The sequence below is a fragment of the Caballeronia sp. J97 genome (assembly GCF_905220305.1).
In the GTDB taxonomy this organism is placed as follows: Bacteria; Pseudomonadota; Gammaproteobacteria; order Burkholderiales; family Burkholderiaceae; genus Caballeronia.
In genome coordinates this window covers 1-18,372 of record NZ_CAJMZL010000024.1, presented here as the reverse complement: position 1 = coordinate 18,372, position 18,372 = coordinate 1, and the positions used below count along the sequence as shown (strand labels likewise).

At 65.3% G+C, this 18,372-nt stretch carries 18 protein-coding genes; 16 read left to right on the top strand and 2 right to left on the bottom strand.

Features of this window, described 5'->3' with window-relative positions; translation table 11 throughout:
- Positions 1 to 202: 202 nt before the first annotated feature.
- The 6 genes from fliF to U4Y90_RS25505 all read left to right on the top strand — a co-directional run bounded on the left by fliF (position 203) and on the right by U4Y90_RS25505 (position 7,089).
- Entirely contained in the window at positions 203 to 1,978 is a 1,776-nt protein-coding gene (gene fliF / locus U4Y90_RS25530) for a flagellar basal-body MS-ring/collar protein FliF (protein ID WP_321798750.1), read from the top strand.
- Entirely contained in the window at positions 1,968 to 2,963 is a 996-nt protein-coding gene (gene fliG / locus U4Y90_RS25525) for a flagellar motor switch protein FliG (protein WP_035499267.1), read from the top strand. The genes fliF and fliG overlap by 11 nt, the downstream gene beginning before the upstream one ends.
- On the top strand, positions 2,956 to 3,630 hold the full coding sequence (gene fliH / locus U4Y90_RS25520; RefSeq protein ID WP_321798747.1) for a flagellar assembly protein FliH: 675 nt from the start codon (positions 2,956 to 2,958) through the stop codon (positions 3,628 to 3,630). Before fliG ends, fliH begins: the two co-directional genes overlap by 8 nt.
- Positions 3,624 to 5,147: a flagellar protein export ATPase FliI gene (fliI, locus tag U4Y90_RS25515; protein ID WP_321798746.1), complete on the top strand. Its 1,524-nt coding sequence runs from the start codon at positions 3,624 to 3,626 to the stop codon at positions 5,145 to 5,147. Before fliH ends, fliI begins: the two co-directional genes overlap by 7 nt.
- A 64-nt stretch (positions 5,148 to 5,211) precedes the next feature.
- A complete protein-coding gene (gene fliJ / locus U4Y90_RS25510; RefSeq protein WP_321798744.1) occupies positions 5,212 to 5,667 on the top strand; it encodes a flagellar export protein FliJ in 456 nt (151 codons plus the stop codon).
- A gap of 30 nt (positions 5,668 to 5,697) precedes the next feature.
- Positions 5,698 to 7,089 (top strand): flagellar hook-length control protein FliK, encoded by a 1,392-nt coding sequence (locus U4Y90_RS25505; RefSeq protein WP_321798742.1) that lies wholly within the window; start codon positions 5,698 to 5,700, stop codon positions 7,087 to 7,089.
- Between the two features lie 16 nt (positions 7,090 to 7,105).
- Here U4Y90_RS25505 and U4Y90_RS25500 read toward each other — a convergent pair whose 3' ends face one another.
- Together U4Y90_RS25500 and U4Y90_RS25495 are read right to left on the bottom strand one after the other, a co-directional pair.
- Positions 7,106 to 8,653, bottom strand: coding sequence for an acyl-CoA-binding protein (locus tag U4Y90_RS25500; RefSeq protein WP_321798740.1), 1,548 nt, complete (start codon positions 8,651 to 8,653; stop codon positions 7,106 to 7,108).
- Positions 8,650 to 9,963: an MASE1 domain-containing protein gene (locus tag U4Y90_RS25495; RefSeq protein WP_321798738.1), complete on the bottom strand. Its 1,314-nt coding sequence runs from the start codon at positions 9,961 to 9,963 to the stop codon at positions 8,650 to 8,652. The genes U4Y90_RS25500 and U4Y90_RS25495 overlap by 4 nt, the downstream gene beginning before the upstream one ends.
- A 242-nt stretch (positions 9,964 to 10,205) precedes the next feature.
- On the opposite strand from U4Y90_RS25495, the gene U4Y90_RS25490 reads away from it, so the two are divergent.
- The 10 genes from U4Y90_RS25490 to U4Y90_RS25445 all read left to right on the top strand — a co-directional run.
- A complete protein-coding gene (locus U4Y90_RS25490; protein ID WP_321798736.1) occupies positions 10,206 to 12,482 on the top strand; it encodes a patatin-like phospholipase family protein in 2,277 nt (758 codons plus the stop codon).
- A gap of 110 nt (positions 12,483 to 12,592) precedes the next feature.
- Positions 12,593 to 13,405 (top strand): MipA/OmpV family protein, encoded by an 813-nt coding sequence (locus U4Y90_RS25485; RefSeq protein WP_321798734.1) that lies wholly within the window; start codon positions 12,593 to 12,595, stop codon positions 13,403 to 13,405.
- A gap of 239 nt (positions 13,406 to 13,644) precedes the next feature.
- On the top strand, positions 13,645 to 14,133 hold the full coding sequence (fliL, locus tag U4Y90_RS25480) for a flagellar basal body-associated protein FliL (protein WP_321798732.1): 489 nt from the start codon (positions 13,645 to 13,647) through the stop codon (positions 14,131 to 14,133).
- Between the two features lie 24 nt (positions 14,134 to 14,157).
- Entirely contained in the window at positions 14,158 to 15,156 is a 999-nt protein-coding gene (fliM, locus tag U4Y90_RS25475; protein WP_321798730.1) for a flagellar motor switch protein FliM, read from the top strand.
- 4 nt (positions 15,157 to 15,160) lie between these two features.
- Positions 15,161 to 15,580 carry a flagellar motor switch protein FliN gene (fliN, locus tag U4Y90_RS25470; protein ID WP_415749413.1) on the top strand — a complete coding sequence of 140 codons (420 nt, stop codon included), beginning with the start codon at positions 15,161 to 15,163 and terminating at the stop codon, positions 15,578 to 15,580.
- A complete protein-coding gene (fliO, locus tag U4Y90_RS25465; protein WP_321798726.1) occupies positions 15,577 to 16,071 on the top strand; it encodes a flagellar biosynthetic protein FliO in 495 nt (164 codons plus the stop codon). The genes fliN and fliO overlap by 4 nt, the downstream gene beginning before the upstream one ends.
- 310 nt (positions 16,072 to 16,381) lie before the next feature.
- Positions 16,382 to 17,089 carry a flagellar type III secretion system pore protein FliP gene (gene fliP, locus U4Y90_RS25460; protein WP_415749412.1) on the top strand — a complete coding sequence of 236 codons (708 nt, stop codon included), beginning with the start codon at positions 16,382 to 16,384 and terminating at the stop codon, positions 17,087 to 17,089.
- 10 nt (positions 17,090 to 17,099) lie between these two features.
- The gene (gene fliQ, locus U4Y90_RS25455; RefSeq protein ID WP_008352562.1) at positions 17,100 to 17,369 is read left to right on the top strand and encodes a flagellar biosynthesis protein FliQ; all 270 of its coding nucleotides are present in this window, start codon (positions 17,100 to 17,102) and stop codon (positions 17,367 to 17,369) included.
- Between the two features lie 10 nt (positions 17,370 to 17,379).
- Complete coding sequence (gene fliR / locus U4Y90_RS25450) at positions 17,380 to 18,174, top strand: flagellar biosynthetic protein FliR (protein ID WP_321798723.1); 795 nt, start codon at positions 17,380 to 17,382, stop codon at positions 18,172 to 18,174.
- Positions 18,171 to 18,372: hypothetical protein (locus U4Y90_RS25445; RefSeq protein WP_321798721.1), on the top strand; the 202-nt coding region annotated here is incomplete at its 3' end. The genes fliR and U4Y90_RS25445, both read left to right, overlap by 4 nt.

The window sequence follows — 18,372 nt, the reverse complement described above, 5'->3', positions numbered from 1 at the left end:
CGGAGGTTCACCGAGTACGAAAAAGATTAGCAGCGGGCGGATTTTCAAAGCACCGGAAGAGCGGGGAAAACTCCGCTCTATTCGCCGAATCGACTTGCAATCTTCTGCGGATAATCCCCATCGTGAAAAGTCCTCCACCGCCGCTTACATGGAAAGCGGAAGCGGCGGGAGGAGAACCCAGGATTCGGAGCTTCGACGCTAAATGGAAACGCCCAACAACTCACTCATCACGCCCGACGCCAGAATGGGCCTGGCGGGCGCACAGCCGGGTGCAGCCGGAACGGCCGCAGCGGGCGGCGCGGGCGCCGACTTCGGCGGTTTCGCGCAGCGCGTGCCGATGCTCAACCAGTTCCGCTCGAATCCGCGCGTGCCGCTCATCGTGGCCGTCGCGATTCTGGTGATGGTGGTTGCGGGCCTCGTCATGTGGTCGCGCCAGCCGGATTACCGCGTCCTCTTCTCCAATCTGTCCGACCGGGACGGCGGCGCAATCGTTGCCGCGCTTCAGCAGGGCAACATCCCCTACAAGTTGTCGGACGGCGGCGGCGCCATTCTCGTGCCGGCCGAGCAGGTTCACGAAACGCGTCTGCGCCTCGCGAGCCAGGGTCTGCCGAAGAGCGGCTCGGTCGGCTTCGAGCTGATGGACAACCAGAAGTTCGGCATCAGCCAGTTCGCCGAGCAGGTCAATTACCAGCGCGCGCTGGAAGGCGAGCTGGAGCGCACCATCGGTTCGATTTCGTCGGTGAAGTCGGCGCGCGTGCATCTGGCGATTCCGAAGCCGAGCGTGTTCGTACGCGACAAGGAGCTGCCCACCGCCTCCGTCATGGTCAATCTGTATCCGGGCCGCGTGCTCGACGAAGGCCAGGTGGTCGCGATCGCGCACATGGTGGCATCGGGCGTCGCGGACATGCCGGTCAAGAACGTCAATATCGTCGATCAGGACGGCAACCTGCTGACGAGCCAGAGCGTCGCGAACGGCCTCGATGCGTCGCAACTGAAGTACGTGCAGCAGATCGAGCACAACACGCAAAAGCGCATCGACGCGATCCTCGCGCCGCTTTTCGGCGCCGGCAACGCCCGCTCGCAGGTGAGCGCCGACATCGACTTCTCCAAGCTCGAGCAGACCGCCGAGAGCTACGGCCCGAACGGCAACCCGCAGAGCACGGCGATCCGCAGCCAGCAATCGAGCGAATCGAGCGAAACGACGGGCAGCGGCGCGTCGGGCGTGCCGGGCGCGCTGTCGAACCAGCCACCGCAGCCGGCTTCCGCGCCGATCGACGCGGCGGCATCGGGCGCGGCGGGCGCAGCGGCCAGGTCCACGCCGCAGAACCAGCGCAAGGACACGACGACGAACTACGAAGTCGATCGCACCGTGCGCCACTACGAGCAGGCGACCGGCGGGATCAAGCGTCTGTCCGTCGCGGTGGTCGTGAACTACGAGAAGAAAATCGACGCGAAGGGCAACGTCACGATGACGCCGCTCGCCGCCGACAAGCTCGCGCAAGTCCAGCAGCTCGTGAAGGACGCGATGGGCTTCGACGACAAGCGCGGCGACTCGGTGAACGTCGTGAACAGCGCGTTTTCCGCCGATCTGAACGTGACGCCGGACGTGCCGTGGTGGCGCACGCCGCAGATGATCGCGTGGGGCATCCAGGCGGCGAAGTACCTGGGCATCGGCATCGTGGGGCTGTTCCTGTACTTCAGCATGGTGAAGCCGGCGATGCGCCGCGCCTTCCCGCCGCCGCCCGAAGCCGCGCCCACGCTCGCCGCGCCGGATGAACTCTCGTTGCTCGACGGACCGTCGCTCGAAGGCGGCGCGAAGCAGGAAGACGAAGACAAGGATGCCGAGGTCAGTCTGCTCGGTCATGAAAGCAAGAAAGCCAAATTCGATCGCAATCTCGACTACGCGCGCATGGTGGCGCGTCAGGACGCGAGAATCGTTGCGACGGTCGTAAAGAACTGGGTGTCCGATGAACGCTGAAGGCCTGAACAAAGCCGCCCTCCTCCTGATGTCGATCGGTGAGGAAGAAGCCGCCGAAGTTTTCAAGTATCTCGCTCCGCGCGAGGTGCAGAAGATCGGCGCGACCATGGCGGCCCTGAAAAACGTGACGCGCGAGCAGCTCGACAACGTGCTGACCGAATTCGTGTCGGAAGCCGAGCAGCACACCGCGCTGTCGCTCGATTCGAGCGAGTACATCCGCTCCGTGCTGACGAAGGCGCTCGGCGAGACCAAGGCCGGTGCGCTGATCGACCGGATCCTGCAGGGCAGCGACACGAGCGGCATCGAAGGCCTGAAGTGGATGGACTCGGGCGCGGTCGCGGAACTGATCAAGAACGAGCATCCGCAGATCATCGCGACGATCCTCGTGCATCTGGACCGCGATCAGGCGTCGGAAATCGTGTCGCTGCTGGCCGACCGCCTGCGCAACGACGTGCTGCTGCGCATCGCGACGCTCGACGGCATCCAGCCCGCCGCGCTGCGCGAACTCGACGACGTGCTGACGACGCTCCTGTCGGGCAGCGACAACCTGAAGCGCGCGCCGATGGGCGGCATCCGCACGGCGGCCGAGATTCTCAACTTCATGTCGAGCAACCACGAGGAAGGCGTGATCGCGAACGTGCGCGAATACGACGCCGAGCTCGCGCAGAAGATCATCGACCAGATGTTCGTGTTCGAGAACCTGCTCGATCTGGAAGACCGCGCGATCCAGCTTCTCCTTAAGGAAGTGGAATCCGAGACGCTGATCGTGTCGCTGAAGGGCGCGCAGCCGGCGCTGCGTCAGAAGTTCCTGTCGAACATGTCGCAGCGCGCGGCCGAACTGCTCGCCGAAGACCTCGATTCGCGCGGTCCGGTGCGCGTGTCGGAAGTCGAGCAGCAGCAGCGCAAGATTCTGCAGATCGTCCGCAATCTCGCGGAAAACGGTCAGATTCAGCTAGGCGGCAAGGCGGAGGACGCATATGTCTGACACCCGCGCGCGCAAGGACCCGGTCTCGGCGTATCAGCGCTGGGAGATGGCGTCGTTCGATCCCGTCGAAATCAAGGTCGACAACAGCGCGGCTGAACAGGCCGCGCTCGAAGCGCACCTGCGCCGCGTCGAAGACGACGCGTATCAGCAAGGTCTCGCGAAGGGTCACGTCGCGGGTCAGGCGCTCGGCTATCAGGCAGGCTACGAGCAAGGCCAGGCGAAGGGTTTCGAAGACGGCCGCAAGGAAGCGCTCGCGCAGGCCGCGCGTCTCGCCGACATCGCCGATGCGTTCAAGACCGCGCTGCAGGCCGCCGACGCGGCCATCGCGGAATCGCTCGCCGAGTTGGCCGTCGATATCGCGCAGCAGGTCGTGCGCCAGCATCTCGCGCTCGATCCGACGGCGCTCGTCGCCGTGGCGCGTGAAGTGATCGCCGCCGAGCCGGAGCTTTCGGGCGCCCCGACGCTCATCGTCAATCCGGCCGACATGCCGATCGTCGATGCCTATCTGAAGGACGAACTCGAGGCCGCGGGCTGGATCGTGCGCCCCGACCCGGAAGTCGAGCGCGGCGGCTGCAAGGCGCACGCCGCGACCGGCGAGATCGATGCGACCAACGTGTCGCGCTGGGAGCGCGTGGTGGCCGCCCTCGGGAGAAGCAAGCCATGGTGAATCAACGGATTACGCAAGACGGACTGAGCGCGCTGGAGCAGGAAATCGCGCGCGCGTCGTTCGGCCCGCTCGCCGACGACGCCTTCGACGCCGAATCGCCCGACGAGCTCGCCGCGCGCACCATCGCCCAATTGGCCGATATCGCGGGCAATCCGCACATCGACACGTGGCGCGACACGCTCGACGCGCTCAAATCCCGCAACGCGATCGCCAAACCGCTGCGTCCGTGCGGGCGTCTCACGCGCGCCGCCGGTCTGGTGCTGGAAGCGGTCGGCCTGAAGATGGGCGTCGGCTCCGAATGCATGATCGAGCTGCCGCCGGGCAGCGCGATTCCGACCGCCGAAGCCGAAGTCGTCGGCTTCGCGGGCGACAAACTCTTTCTGATGCCGACGACCGAAGTCGCCGGCCTCTTGCCGGGCGCACGCGTCTATCCGCTCGAAAGCGCGCCGATCAACGATCCGATGGCGGGCGCCAAGCGCCTGCCCGTCGGCTGGGAAATGCTCGGCCGCGTGGTCGATGCGTCCGGCCGTCCGCTCGACGGGCTCGGCCCGCTCGGATCGAAAGTCGATGCGCCGCTGTCCGCGCCGGTCATCAACCCGCTGAACCGCGAGCCGATTCACAAGGTGCTCGATGTCGGCGTGCGCGCGATCAACTCGCTGCTGACGGTCGGGCGCGGCCAGCGCATGGGCTTGTTCGCGGGTTCGGGCGTCGGCAAGTCGGTGCTGCTCGGCACGATGGCGCGCTACACGAGCGCCGAAGTGATCGTGATCGGGCTGATCGGCGAACGCGGCCGCGAAGTGAAGGAATTCATCGAGCAGATTCTGGGCGAGGACGGTCTCGCGCGCTCGGTCGTCGTGGCCGCGCCGGCGGACGTGTCGCCGGTGCTGCGCATGCAGGCGGCCGCGTACACGACCTCGCTCGCCGAATATTTCCGCGACCAGGGCAAGCACGTGCTGATGCTGATGGATTCGCTGACGCGCTACGCAATGGCCCAGCGCGAGATCGCGCTCGCGATCGGCGAGCCGCCCGCGACAAAAGGCTATCCGCCGTCGGTATTCGCGAAGCTGCCGGCGCTCGTCGAGCGCACCGGCAACGGCCCGGAAGGCGGCGGCTCGATCACCGCGTTCTACACCGTGCTCACCGAAGGCGACGATCAGCAGGACCCGATCGCCGATTCCGCGCGCGCGATTCTCGACGGCCACATCGTGCTGAACCGCTCGCTCGCCGAGGCGGGGCACTATCCGGCCATCGACATCGAACAGTCGATCAGCCGCGCGATGACCGCGCTCATCGACGACAGGCATCTCGAGCGCGTGCGTCTGTTCAAGCAGATGCTCTCGCGCTATCAGCGCAACCGCGACCTGATCAATGTCGGCGCTTATTCGAGCGGGCGCGATCAGTTGCTCGACCGCGCGATCGCGCTGTATCCGCGCATGGAGTCGTTTTTGCAGCAGGGCTTTCGCGAAGAGGCGCCGTTCGAGCCGAGCATCGCGATGTTGAATCAACTGTTCGAATAGTTTTCGACTAGTATCCGAAGCATTCATCAGAAGAACGCCAAAGACCATACGGGACCGCCACGCCATGTCCAAGAATCTGCCGATCAACACCCTCATCGAACTCGCCGAAGAGGAACTCGACGCCGCCACGAAAAAGCTCGGCAAGCTCCAGCAGGAGCGCAACGACGTCGAGGCGCAGCTGAACTCGCTCGTGACCTACCGCGACGAATACCACGCTCGGTTCACGGCATCGGCGCAGGAAGGCACCACGGCGCAGACGCTGCGCAACTTCCAGGCGTTCGTCGACACGCTCGATGCCGCGATCGCCCAGCAGCGCACGGCGCTCGTGCTGGCCGATCAGCGCATCGAGGCGGCGAAACCCGACTGGCGTCTCAAGAAGCAGAAGCTCGGCAGTTACGAAGTGCTGGCCGCGCGCGGCGAGGCGATGCTCGCGAAGAAGGCCGCGCGCGTCGAGCAGCGCGAAGCCGACGAGCACGCCGCAAAGGTGCTGCGCATGCGCGCCGAGCGGGCTTCGTCGTAATCCATTCATCGATCTATCCAGAGACTCAGCATGTCCTCCGTTTCTCTTCTCAATTCGGTCTCGGGCGCGATGTCGTCGAGCAAGGCTGCGGCGCAGCGTGCGGCGAGCGCGGGCGCGTCGTTCGGCATGACGCTGCAAGGCATCACCGATCGCGCCAACGCCGACGCTCAAGCGGCGCAGGCGCTGACGGATTCCTCGGCCGACAAGACGAGCGTGCATGACGCGCCGCAGCCGGACGACAGCGCGTCGGATGCAGCCTCGAAGAACGACGACGCGGCGGATACGCAGGCCGCCGCGAAGTCCGATCAGGCGGATGCGCCGAAAGCGGCGTCGAAGAATACGGACAAGAGCGAGACGGCGGAGACATCGAAGCCGGCGGCGCAGACCTCGGCGTCGCCGTCGGATGCGGCCGCCGCTGCGCAGGCGAAAGCCCGCGCGGATGCCGCCGACGCTGCCAATGCCGGCGACGCCGACGACACCGACGCGACGCTCGCCGATGCAGCCGATGCGGCGTCCCTCGTCACGGCCGCCGCATCGACCGACGACGACAAATCGACGGGCACAACGCACAAGGCGAGCGACGCGAAATCGCCGCAGGACGCGCTTCAGGCGGCGCTCGCGGCGATCAGCAACGCGCAGCCGAACGCGCTGCCCGCGAACGCGGCGGCGAACGGCGCAGCGGCGACGGCGCGCGGAAGCGCGAATGGCGACGATCAGGGCGGTCTCTTTGCCAAGGGCGGAAAGGGCGCAAGTCTGGTCGGCCTCACGGTCAACACGAAGGCCGACGACAAGACCGTCGACGCCGCCGCGCTTGCAAGCGCACAGGCCGCGTCGACGACGCCCGCCGACGCCGCGACCGCCGCGTACAAGCAGGCCGCCGATGCGGCCGCGCACGCGGTGGCGATGCAGACGGCATCGGCGAATTCGGCGGCGTCGAGCCCGCAAGGCGCAATGGCGTCCGCGACGAGCGCCGCGATCGCACCGCACGTGGGCGGTTCCGGCTGGGACGATGCATTCAGCCAGAAGGTCGTGTTTCTGTCGAAGGGCGATCAGCAGAGCGCCGAGCTGACCCTGAATCCGAAGGATCTCGGGCCGTTGCAGGTGACCTTGCAGGTTTCCGAAAGCCACGCGCACGCGCTGTTCGTGTCGCAGCACGCGCAGGTGCGCGAGGCGGTAGAGGCCGCGATGCCGAAGCTGCGCGAGGCGATGGAGGCGAACGGCATCAGTCTCGGGAGCGCTTCGGTATCCGATGGATCCGCGTTCGCGCGTCAGTCGCGGCAGCAGAGCGGCGACGGGCGTTCCGGCTCGGGCAACGGCCGCGGGACGGGCGGCATCGGTGGCGTCGGTGGCGGCGATGCCATTGCGGCGAGCGTGAACGTGCCCGTGCGGCGCACGGTCGGGCTCGTCGATACGTTCGCGTGACCGACTGCCCGGCGCGTCACGCCACGCACTCGGCGCTCAGTCGTTGCGCGATGAGCACGTAGTGCCGGCGCGCTTCGTTCGCCGCCATACCGGCGAGTTGTGCCCATGCCGCATGTTTCGCGCGCGCGACCGGATCGATCGCCGATGGGCGTCCGACGGGCGCATCGCCTTGCGTGGCCTGTTTGAAGTACGCGTAGAGCTTTAACTGCGTCTCCCTCGACGGGCGGCTCGCCAAAGTTTTCACGCTCGCTTGCGCACTGGAGAACCGGCGTTCGAGCGCGTCGCCCCGGAGCGCGGCCAGTTCTTCGGACATGACTTCGTCCGTGGAGCCGGAGCGCAGCGGATCGCGTGCCCATTCGACTTCGCTCGCCCAGAAGGCCGCGTCGGCGGTCACATCGTGCGGCGCGTGGACGACTCGCGCGATGCGGCCGTTGCGCAGCACGAACGTCTGCCGCGCGCGCCCTTCGAACGCGCGCCCGCCGCGGCTGGCGATATAGCGCGCTTCGACCACCGCCGTCTGGCCATCGAATGCCGGTTCGCCGAAAGAGCGGAACGCGAAGCTGCCGTCCGAGCGCTCGATCAGACTCGAAAACAGTTCGACTAGGCCGCTGCGGCCCTCGAATGTCCGTGCGAGCGCACCTTCGCCGCGCTGCTCCCAGACGACGTCGGAAGCGAACAGCGGCAAGGCGGCCTCGAAGCGCTGCGCAGCCATCGCGGACAAATAGCGCTCGACGAGATCGCGCATATCGGACTCCGACATGGGTACGTCCTGCACCGTCGCGGGCTCCGCGGCGCTGTCCGCTGTCAAATCGAGAAATCTCAGAACGCTCTTCGCGACCACTTCACGATCGTTGTCGACGCAAATCAGGTGATAGCTGTTCTCGAGCACGATCACCTCGGAGCGCTCCACGCGCTCATGCAGGAAGTACGCGGACTTGAGGCTCGTCAGTTCGTCCTCGCGCGCGTGCAGCACGAGCGTCTCGCAGCGCAACGCCGACGCCGCGCGCTTGACGATCCGGCGCAGGCGGTCGACCTCCCGAATGCATGCGAGCGGAACCCATCGATAGTGAAAGTTGTCGCCGCGCGCGAATTTCGCCTTGACGATCGAACGCACCAGCGCGTTCTTGATGCCGAAGGGCTCGTCTTCGTCGACGCGCATGCGCTTGGGCAGCAGCGGAATCCAGTAGAGCAGATGGCGCGCACGGCTATACCACGGGGTCGCCCAGCCGTCGATGTAGATCGGCGGCGCGAGCGCGACGAGCCTGCCGCGCTCGTGGCGCTCCTGCGCGCAGAGCGCGAGCGCGAGCAGCGAGCCCATGCACATGCCGATCACGTGGACGACTTCATACTGCTCCATCACTTCGCGATATTTGCTTCGGACTGCTTCGAGCCAATGCTCCGCGCGGACGTCGACGAGGTCTTCCGGCGTCCTGCCGTGGCCCGGCAGCGTCAGCGTGTGCGTGTCGATGCCGGCGCGCCTGAGCGTCTTGTGCATCGAGCCGAGATCGAATTGCGTGCCGCCGAGCCCGTGGATCAGCAGCGCTGCGGTGCGAGGCGCGGTCATGCCGGCGCTCCCGCGTGCTCGCCCGCATCGGCGGACCCTCGCGACTCGGCGGGCGTGCCGGCTCTGCGCCAGATTCCGGCGATGAATGCGGCGCCGTCGTCGAGGTCGTCGATGGGCGTGCTGACATCGGTGATGCTCACCAGTCCGCCGTCCTGCGTTCTCAGAAGAAACGAAATCTCACCGACGGGCGTGCCACCCGCCGCGCACAGCCAGCGGGCGCGGACGCGCGCGCGGTCTTCCTGGCTGATCCTGGCGAGCACGTTTTCCAGCGTGCGCAGCGCTTCCGGCGCCTGTCCCGTGATCGCCGCGACATCGCCGCCCCATTCGAGCCGGCCGCTCTTCGTATCGAGGCAATAGATGAGCTCGCCGCTGCCCGCGAGCGCGAGCTCCATGCTCGTGCGCCAGCGATGCGCGTCGCCGAGCGCGCGCGCGCGGCTGCCGTGCAGCGTCGTGGTCAGAAGGACGAGCACCGACGCGACGGCGAGATACGCCTGCACGCCGATCAGCGATGTCTCGTCGGTGGTCCGGCTGAACGGGCCGTGTCCGAGCAGCGTCTGCGTGAGCGCGATGATCGCCAGCACCAGCACGGAACATGCGCCGCCGCGCCCGTCCCACATCAGCGAGATGAGCACGCACAGCACGAGCGGCGCGTAGCTCAGGCCGGTCACGATATTGCCGTCGAAGCCCTGCGCGGCGGGCATGTCGAACGCGAGGAGCGCGCAGGGCACGAGCGCCGCGAATGCAATGCCGCCGATCACGCGCTCCGCGACGCCATGCATGATCTGGCGGCTCGGGCGGAAGCGCGCCCAGGTCGTGAACACCGGCGTGATGACGAAGATGCCCACGAAATGCGCCGCCGCGCGCAGTGGCATATCCGCGGAGAAGTCGAGCACGTGCCCCGAGTGCGCCGTGATATCCGTGGCGCTTGCGAACACGCTGGACAGCAGCGCGCCGACGAAGAGCGCGCGCAGGAAATAGAGCCCGTGCAGCGGCACTTGCGCGAAGCGCACGACGAGCGCCAGCGCGGCCGTCGGCGCGACGATCAGCAGGATGGCGATGTCCAGCGCGGAAACCACGCCGAGGCCATGCAGCAGACCGAAGAGCACTTGTGCGCCGACGAGCCCCGCGATGACCGCCGGCCAGCCGACCGGTCGCGTGAGCATCAGCGCCGCCATCGCGACGCCCGCGGGCAGCCAGATCGAAGCCGTCACGCCGGGTCCGTGACCGGCGCACAGCATCGTCGGAGCGTATGCCGCGAGTAAATAAGGGAGTGACCAGAACAGGCCGCTCAGGCCGGATTGCCGACGCATCTTTCACGCTCGTCTGAAGAAGAATCTCGAGCGCGGAGGCTAGTCCATATGGTCGTGCCAGCAGCATCGGAGCGGTCTGATTTGCTGGGGAATGCGCGAATTTGCCTCGCATGCGGCGCGCTGGATGCGACAGCTTTGGAAAATTTTATGTCGAGGGAAAAAGCGTCTCGTCAACGCTCCTAAAATCCGGCGCTTAGCCTGTTTTTGCACGGATTGCGCGTTTCGGAGCGCGTCACGGTTTCATGCGCGTTCTCGCCTCGCTTTTTCTGGCGCTCTGCCTGCAGTGCGCACTTTCCCCCGCCTTTGCCCAGCATTCGACCGCATCGGCGGTAGCCAGCCCCGCATCCGGGCCGCGGCCGAGAATCGCGCTCGTCCTGTCCGGCGGCGGCGCTCGCGGCTATTCGCACATCGGCGTGCTTAAAGTTCTGGAGCGCTTGCGCATCCCGGTCGATTTCGTCGTGGGCACGAGCATGGGCGCGGTCGTCGGCGGTTTGTACGCTACGGGCATTTCGGCCGACGAGCTCGAACGCAAGGTCGGCTCGGTGAATCTCGGCGACGTCGCCTTCGACCATGTCGAACGCAAGGCGCTTCCGGAAACGCGGCGTCAGGACGAGCGCGACTATCCGATCTCGGTGCCTGTCGGTTTCGACGATTCTGGCAACGTGAAGCTGCCGCGCGGCTTCGTGCGCGCGAACAGTTTCCTCGCGCTGCTGCAGGAATGGACCGCGTCCGTTCCGCCGAACCATTCATTCGATCAACTGCCCTTGCCGTTTCGCGCAGTCGCGACCGATCTCGAACACGGAAATCGCGTCGTGCTCGACCACGGCTCGCTGCCGATCGCCATTCGGGCGAGCATGGCCGCGCCCGGCCTGTTCTCGCCGATCGAGGTGAACGGCCGCTCGCTGATCGATGGCGGGATCGTCGACAACCTGCCCGTGGACGTCGCGCGCGAACTCGGCGCCGATATCGTGATTGCCGTGAATATCAGCACGCCGCTCAGAACGCGCGAGAACATCAAGTCGCCCGCCGACGTCGCCCAGCAGATGATCGGCATCCTGATCGGCCAGAACGTAAAGGCGGCGAAAAGCGAGCTCGGGCCGAGGGATATCCTGATCAGCCCGGATCTCGGCGACATCAGGTTCACCGATTTCACGCGGGCGAGCGAGGCTATCGCCGACGGCGAAAAGGCCGCCGATGCCGCGAGCGACCGGCTCGCCGCGCTGTCCCTGTCCGCCGAAGACTATGCGTCTTATCAGGCCGAGTACCGGGCCGCGTCGCGGCCCACGGCGGCGCGCATCGACGCGATCGACATCTCCACTTCTAAACGCATCCCGCCCGAGTATGTCCGTCAGGCGCTGAACGTCAACGAAGGCGACGCCTACGACGCGCACGAAATCAACGAGCGGCTGGCGCGCCTCGAAGCGAGCGGTTATTTCGAGAGCGTGTCGCACGAATTCGTCGACGAGGACGGCGTGAACCGCCTGCACGTGAAAGCGGCGGAAAAGAGTTGGGGGCCCAACTTTCTGCTTTTCGGTATCGGCCTGTCGACGGGCTTCGACGGCAGCGGCGGATTCACGATCAACATCGGCCACCGGCGGCCGTGGCTGACTTCATCGGGTCTGGAATGGCGCAACGATCTGTCGCTCGGCGATGAAAAACAAAGCCTGCGCACCGAGTTGCGCCAGCCGGTACTGGGTGGCTACGGCTACTACGTCGCGCCCTATGCGGAAGTGTCGCAGACGCACATGGCCTACTACAGCAGCGACGAGAACAACGCGATCAGCAAGCGGCCCACCTATCGCACATGGCGCAGCGAAGCCAAGGTCGGACTCGACTTCGCGATGCCGGTGTCGCATCTCGGCGAAGCGCGCATCGGCGTGGCGACGTCGCACATTCGCGAAACGCCGAATCAGGACGTGCTGGCCGCCACCGCGGATGGCGCGCTCACGGCGATCTCGCTTCCTTCGCAAAGCTGGTCGCAGTCATTCTTGCGCGCGCAGTTCGCCATCGACCAGCTCGACGATGTCCTGTTCCCGCGTTCGGGTTATGCGTTCCGGGTGACGGCTGAATCGTCGTTCGGCGCAGAGGACGACGCGTACCGGTATCTGCACGCAAGCGCCACCGCCGCCACCACGTTCGGGAAGCACAGCTTCAACGCGACCGTCGAGGTTGGCGCGTCCAGGGAGTCCGGTTCTCCGTTCACGCTGGGCGGCTTCCGTCATCTGGCGGCCTATGGCGTGAACCAGTTTTCCGGGAACTACGTGTTCTACAGCCAGTTGACCTATCAGTTCCAGGTGGCGTCCCCGAACAATGCGGCGGTGAACGATCTGTATCTGGGCACGATGGCCGAAGCCGGTAATGCGACGCTCACGCGCAGCGCGCTTCGCCCGAGCGAGTTGAAGAAGAGCTTCAGCGTGTTCGTCGGCGCGACGACGGCCTTGGGGCCCGCTTATCTCGGTTACGCGATCGCGCCAGGCGGCACGCAAAGCGTCTATCTCCAGTTCGGCGCGACGTTCTGAGGCCGACGCGCCTCATCGTGCATTGTGCGTACCCATTCGCGTGCATCGCGGTCCAGCAGGGCGTGACGCGAAGCCGACAGGAAACAGCGGACGGATCGTCCAGGAAATCCATGAAGCAACTGTTTTCGATGAAAGGGCTGGCGGCCGTCGCCGTGCTGGCCTTCGCGCAGCATGCATGGGCTGGCGATGGCGATCCGATGACGCCGTCTCCTGCCAACGCGCCCGCGCAGCCGGAATCGCCGTGGAAGATTTCGATCGGTCCGGGCGTCTATGTCGCGCCGGCTTATCCGGGCGCGGGTCGCCTGAAGGCGTATCCGTTTCCGTCGCTCGACATTTCGTACCGCGACCGGATCTTCTCGCAAGGGATGGACGTGCTGGGCGTCAACGTGCTCTCGGCGGACAACTATCACGTGGGCGCGTCGATCAGCTTCGATTTCCAGTCGCGCGACGTCTCGGACGATCCGCGTCTGCGCGGACTCGGCAATGTCGACGTCGGTCCCAAGCTGCGGCTGTTCGCCGACTACACGGTCTGGGCCTTCACGGGCGCGGCGGCCGTTTATCAGGACATCAGCGGAAACGGGCAGGGTTTGACGGCCACCGGCGATCTGTACGCTTCATTGCCATTGCCGGGCTGGCTCTTTTCGGTCGGGACCGGGCTCACGTGGGCCAACTCGGTGTACACGCGCACGCTGTTCGGCGTCTCGGCCGCGCAAAGCGCAGCGTCCGGCTTGCCGCAGTACGGGACCGGCGCGGGCGTGCGCGATGTACATGTGTCCTTCTACGCGTCTCACGACTTCTCGAAGCACTGGGTCGGTTCGATGAACGTGACCCTCGGACGCCTCGTGCACTACGCCGCCAATAGCCCGATTACCGAAAGCCGGCGCGAACTGACCGCTTTCGCCGCGCTGAATTACCGGTTTTGACGCGCGGCGCGATTCCCGCGCCGCAACCACTCCCGCCCCTGTTCCCTCGAACCGCCCGGATCTCGCGGGCGGTCGTCGTCGCGCGTCCGCGGTCTCTCCGTTGCGCCCTTGCCTCCGGCCGCGGCCCCCTGCGCAAGTCCGGCAATCGGATGGATTAGCCCCCAAAACCCCCTCTGTTCGACCCATCGCTTTACATCCCGATCACCAACAATTCAACCTATCGAAAGAGGCACGCATTCATGGCTACCACGACCGCAAACCAGCAACCCATCGTTCCCGCGAAAGGCGGGAAGCTCAAAAAGATCCTGATCATCGCCGTCGGCGCGATCGTGCTGCTCGGCGCGGGCGCGGGCGGCGCCTACTTCTTCCTCGGCAAGAATCACGGCCCGGCCAAGCCCGCTCCGGAACCGCCGCCCGTGTTCTTCCCGCTCGAATCGCTGACAGTGAACCTCCAGTCCGACGACGGCACCATGCACTATCTGCGCGCCGGCCTCACGCTCAAGCTGAAGGACGAAAAGGTCCAGTTGAGCGTGACCGAGCACATGCCCGAAGTCCGCAGCCGCGTGCTGCTTCTGCTCTCCGGCAAGCGCCCCGACGATCTCGCGACCGTCGACGGCAAGAAGCAGCTCGCAAACGAGCTGCGCGCGGCGGTCGAAACCGCGGCGAGCTCGGCTGAGAAGCCGGTGCGCGTCGAGGAAGTGCTGTTCACCGAATTCGTCGTCCAGTAACGCCGCATCAGCGAGTAAAGAGTCATGGGCCACGAAGAGTTCATGTCGCAGGAGGAGGTCGATGCCCTCCTCAAGGGCGTCACCGGCGAAATCGATCAAGTCTCCGACGAGAGCAAGCCCGCCGGCGTACGTCCCTACAACATCGCGACGCAGGAACGCATCGTCCGCGGCCGGATGCCCGGCCTCGAAATCATCAACGACCGCTTCGCGCGCCTCATGCGCGTGGGCATCTTCAACTTCATGCGGCGCTCCGCGGAAATCTCCGTCGGCCCGGTGAAGGTGCAGAAATACAGCGAATTCACGCGCAACCTGCCGATCCCGACCAATCTCAACCTGGTCCATGTGAAGCCCTTGCGCGGCACGTCGCTGTTCGTGTTCGATCCGAACCTCGTGTTCTTCGTGGTCGACAACCTGTTCGGCGGCGACGGGCGTTTTCATACGCGCGTTGAAGGCCGCGAGTTCACGCAGACCGAGCAGCGCATCATCGCCAAGCTGCTGAATCTGGTGTTCGAGCACTACGCGACGTCGTGGCGCAGCGTGAAGCCGCTGCAGTTCGAATACATGCGCTCGGAGATGCACACGCAGTTCGCGAACGTCGCGACGCCGAACGAAATCGTCATCGTGACGCAGTTCACGATCGAATTCGGCTCGACGGGCGGCACGCTGCACATCTGCATGCCGTACTCGATGATCGAGCCGATCCGCGACGTGCTCTCCTCGCCGATTCAGGGCGAAGCGCTCGAAGTGGACCGTCGCTGGGTGCGGGTGCTGTCGCAGCAGGTGCAGTCGGCGGAAGTGGAATTGACGGTGGATCTCGCCGAGATCCGCTCGTCGTTCGAACAGATTCTCAACATGCGCGCGGGCGATGTGCTGCCGATCGATGTTCCGGAGCAGGTCGTCGCGAAAGTGGATGGCGTGCCGGTCATGGAATGCGGCTACGGAATTTTCAATGGTCAATACGCGCTGCGCGTGCAGAAGATGATCAGCGCGACCGACACGATGAAGGAAGGTGGATATGAGTGACCTGATGCAGAACGATGCGCCCGGCGCCCCGGAAAAAGGCGACGAGCTCCTGTTGGACGACTGGGCGAGCGCACTCGCCGAGCAGAACGGCAACGACGCGCCGGTGGCCGCGAGCGCGGGCGTGTTCCAGCCGTTGTCGAAGGCCGCGGCGCCGTCGACGCGCAACGACATCGACATGATTCTCGACATCCCCGTGCAGATGACGGTGGAGCTCGGGCGCACGAAGATCGCGATCCGCAACCTGCTGCAACTGGCGCAGGGCTCGGTCGTGGAACTCGACGGCCTCGCCGGCGAACCGATGGACGTGCTCGTGAACGGCTGCCTCATCGCGCAGGGCGAAGTGGTCGTCGTCAACGACAAGTTCGGCATCCGCCTGACCGACATCATCACGCCGTCCGAACGCATCCGGAAGTTGAATCGATGAAACGCCTGGCCGCCGCGCTGCTTTTCGCCGCGCCTCTTTTCGCTCACGCCGCCGACATGAACGCGGTCAACCACGCCGCGCAGATCGCATCGAGCGTCGGCGCGGGCACGGCGGTTCCGTCGCTCGGCTTCGGCGCGGTGTTGCAGACGCTGCTCGGGCTCGTCGTCGTGATCGGCTTCGTGTTCGGCTGCGCGTGGCTCGCGCGCAAGTTCGGGTATCAGGGCGGCAAGCGCAGCGGTCTCGTGAAGGTCGTGGGCGGCGCATCGCTCGGCAACAAGGAGCGCGTCGCGGTCGTCGAAGTGGGCGATACGTGGCTCGTGCTCGGCGCGGGTCCCGGCAACGTGCGCCTCCTGCACACGATGCCCGCCGGATCGGCGGAGGTGGAAGGCGTCGGCGTCGCGGCGTCATCGTCGTCCGGCAACTTCGGCGCGCGCTTTCGCGACGCCCTCGCCGGCGAAGCGAACAAGCGGCTCCAGAAGTTCGTCAAGTAAGGCGCAATCGGCCGTTACATCGGGCGTGGTCCGCGAGGATCGCGCCCGATGTGCGTTTACGGCGCTGCTTCGCAATAGAACGAGTTGGCGCGGGTTTCCCCCTCTTTTCGCGCCATCGTTCGATAGCGCGATAGCCGAGAATTCATCCTGTCGAAAGAGGCGGGTTCTCATGGCTATTACGTTCGTTGTTCTTCAAGGTCGGCGCATTCTCGATGCGCTCGCAAGCATCGTCGGCGGGGGCAAGTAAATGCAGGTCAGTCGTAACATCGTGCGCGGCGTGAAGCTCGCGTTGCCCGTCGTGATCGGCTTGATGCCGTATCTCGCGTTCGCGCAAAGCACCGCCGGCCTGCCCGCCTTCAATACGAGTCCCGGCCCGAACGGCGGCACCACGTACTCGCTCAGCGTGCAGACGATGCTGCTGCTGACGATGCTCTCGTTCCTCCCCGCGATGGTCCTGATGATGACGAGCTTCACGCGCATCATCATCGTGCTGTCGCTGTTGCGGCAGGCGCTCGGCACGTCGAGCACGCCGCCGAATCAGGTGCTCGTCGGCCTCGCGCTGTTTCTCTCGTTCTTCGTGATGTCGCCCGTTCTGGACAAGGCTTACACCGACGCGTACAAGCCCTTTTCCGAAGGCCAGATCGCGATGGACCAGGCGATGACGCGCGGCGTCGCGCCCTTCAAGCAGTTCATGCTGAAGCAGACGCGCGAGTCGGATCTCGCGCTGTTCGCGCGCATCTCGCATGCCGCGCCGATGAACGGCCCCGAGGACGTGCCGCTCTCGCTGCTCGTGCCGTCGTTCGTCACGAGCGAGCTGAAGACGGGCTTTCAGATCGGCTTCACGATCTTCATTCCGTTTCTCATCATCGACATGGTGGTGGCGAGCGTGCTGATGTCGATGGGCATGATGATGGTTTCGCCGACGACGATCGCGCTGCCGTTCAAGCTGATGCTGTTCGTGCTCGTCGATGGCTGGCAGTTGCTGATCGGCTCGCTCGCGCAGAGCTTCGTTTCCTGAGGAGTATTCGATGACGCCGGAATCCGTCATGACGATGGCGCATCAGGCGATGTATGTCGCCCTGTTGCTCGCCGCGCCCTTGTTGCTGGTCGCGCTCGTCGTCGGTCTGGTGGTGAGCCTGTTTCAGGCGGCCACGCAGATCAACGAGTCGACGCTGTCGTTCATCCCGAAGTTGATCGCGGTGGCGGTGACGCTCGTGATCGCCGGTCCGTGGATGCTTTCGACGCTGCTCGACTACATGCGCCACGTCTTCACGATCACGCCTGCGATCACGGGCTGAGCGACGCTCGATGTTTTCGGTCACCTATGCCCAACTGAACGGCTGGCTCACGGCGTTCCTGTGGCCGTTCGTGCGCATCCTCGCGCTGATCGCCACCGCGCCCGTCCTGAGCCACATGGCGATTCCGGTGCGCGTGAAGATCGCGCTGGCCGCCTTCATATCGCTGATCGTCGCGCCGACGCTGTCCGCAATGCCGCAGGTGACGGTGTTTTCGGCGGCGGGCGTGTGGATCATCGTGAATCAGTTTCTGATCGGCGCGGCGATCGGCATGGTGATGCAGATCGCGTTCGCTGCCGTCGATGCGGCCGGCGAGTTCATCGGGCAGCAGATGGGTCTCGGTTTCGCGATGCTTTACGATCCGCGCGCCGGCGGAAATGCGGTGGTCGTTTCGCGTTATCTGAACACGCTAGCGATGCTCGCGTTCCTCGTGTTCGATGGTCATTTGCAGTTGATGAGCGCGCTGGTGGCGACATTTCAAAGCGTGCCGATCGAGGCGAATGTCGTGGCGGCGGCTTCGCATGCGCAGGGATGGCGCGTGCTGGTCGGGTATGGGGCGAGTGTGTTTTCGACGGGCTTGTTGCTGGCGTTGCCGATCGTGGCGGCGCTTTTGATCGCCAATCTGGCGCTCGGGATTTTGAATCGCGCGGCGCCGCAGATCGGGATTTTTCAGGTCGGGTTTCCAGTGACGATGCTCGTGGGGTTGCTGCTGTTGCAGCTCATGGTGCCGAATCTGATGCCGTTCTTTCAACGGATGTTCGATGTGGGGATCGCGCAGGTCGGGAGGGTGGCGGGGGCGATGTTTTGAGCGGTTTTGCTTTTGCTTTTGCTGTTGCTTTTGCTTTCGCCGGATCCCGTATTCGTGTCGGTCTATTTGCACTGCCCCTGTGCGGGGCGGCAGTCACTTTCTTTGCTGCTGCAAAGAAAGTAACCAAAGAAAGCAGCTATCCCCATCCAAAGTACTTCACACCGGCCCCGGCACAGGCGATTGGCCTAATGGTCCGCC

Bases quoted from the DNA above. Each gene is read 5' to 3' on its own strand.
- fliF (WP_321798750.1), top strand. From the start codon at position 203: ATGGAAACGCCCAACAACTCACTCATCACGCCCGACGCCAGAATGGGC.
- fliG (WP_035499267.1), top strand. From the start codon at position 1,968: ATGAACGCTGAAGGCCTGAACAAAGCCGCCCTCCTCCTGATGTCGATC.
- fliH (WP_321798747.1), top strand. From the start codon at position 2,956: ATGTCTGACACCCGCGCGCGCAAGGACCCGGTCTCGGCGTATCAGCGC.
- fliI (WP_321798746.1), top strand. From the start codon at position 3,624: ATGGTGAATCAACGGATTACGCAAGACGGACTGAGCGCGCTGGAGCAG.
- fliJ (WP_321798744.1), top strand. From the start codon at position 5,212: ATGTCCAAGAATCTGCCGATCAACACCCTCATCGAACTCGCCGAAGAG.
- U4Y90_RS25505 (WP_321798742.1), top strand. From the start codon at position 5,698: ATGTCCTCCGTTTCTCTTCTCAATTCGGTCTCGGGCGCGATGTCGTCG.
- U4Y90_RS25500 (WP_321798740.1), bottom strand. From the start codon at position 8,653: ATGACCGCGCCTCGCACCGCAGCGCTGCTGATCCACGGGCTCGGCGGC.
- U4Y90_RS25495 (WP_321798738.1), bottom strand. From the start codon at position 9,963: ATGCGTCGGCAATCCGGCCTGAGCGGCCTGTTCTGGTCACTCCCTTAT.
- U4Y90_RS25490 (WP_321798736.1), top strand. From the start codon at position 10,206: ATGCGCGTTCTCGCCTCGCTTTTTCTGGCGCTCTGCCTGCAGTGCGCA.
- U4Y90_RS25485 (WP_321798734.1), top strand. From the start codon at position 12,593: ATGAAGCAACTGTTTTCGATGAAAGGGCTGGCGGCCGTCGCCGTGCTG.
- fliL (WP_321798732.1), top strand. From the start codon at position 13,645: ATGGCTACCACGACCGCAAACCAGCAACCCATCGTTCCCGCGAAAGGC.
- fliM (WP_321798730.1), top strand. From the start codon at position 14,158: ATGGGCCACGAAGAGTTCATGTCGCAGGAGGAGGTCGATGCCCTCCTC.
- fliN (WP_415749413.1), top strand. From the start codon at position 15,161: ATGCAGAACGATGCGCCCGGCGCCCCGGAAAAAGGCGACGAGCTCCTG.
- fliO (WP_321798726.1), top strand. From the start codon at position 15,577: ATGAAACGCCTGGCCGCCGCGCTGCTTTTCGCCGCGCCTCTTTTCGCT.
- fliP (WP_415749412.1), top strand. From the start codon at position 16,382: ATGCCGTATCTCGCGTTCGCGCAAAGCACCGCCGGCCTGCCCGCCTTC.
- fliQ (WP_008352562.1), top strand. From the start codon at position 17,100: ATGACGCCGGAATCCGTCATGACGATGGCGCATCAGGCGATGTATGTC.
- fliR (WP_321798723.1), top strand. From the start codon at position 17,380: ATGTTTTCGGTCACCTATGCCCAACTGAACGGCTGGCTCACGGCGTTC.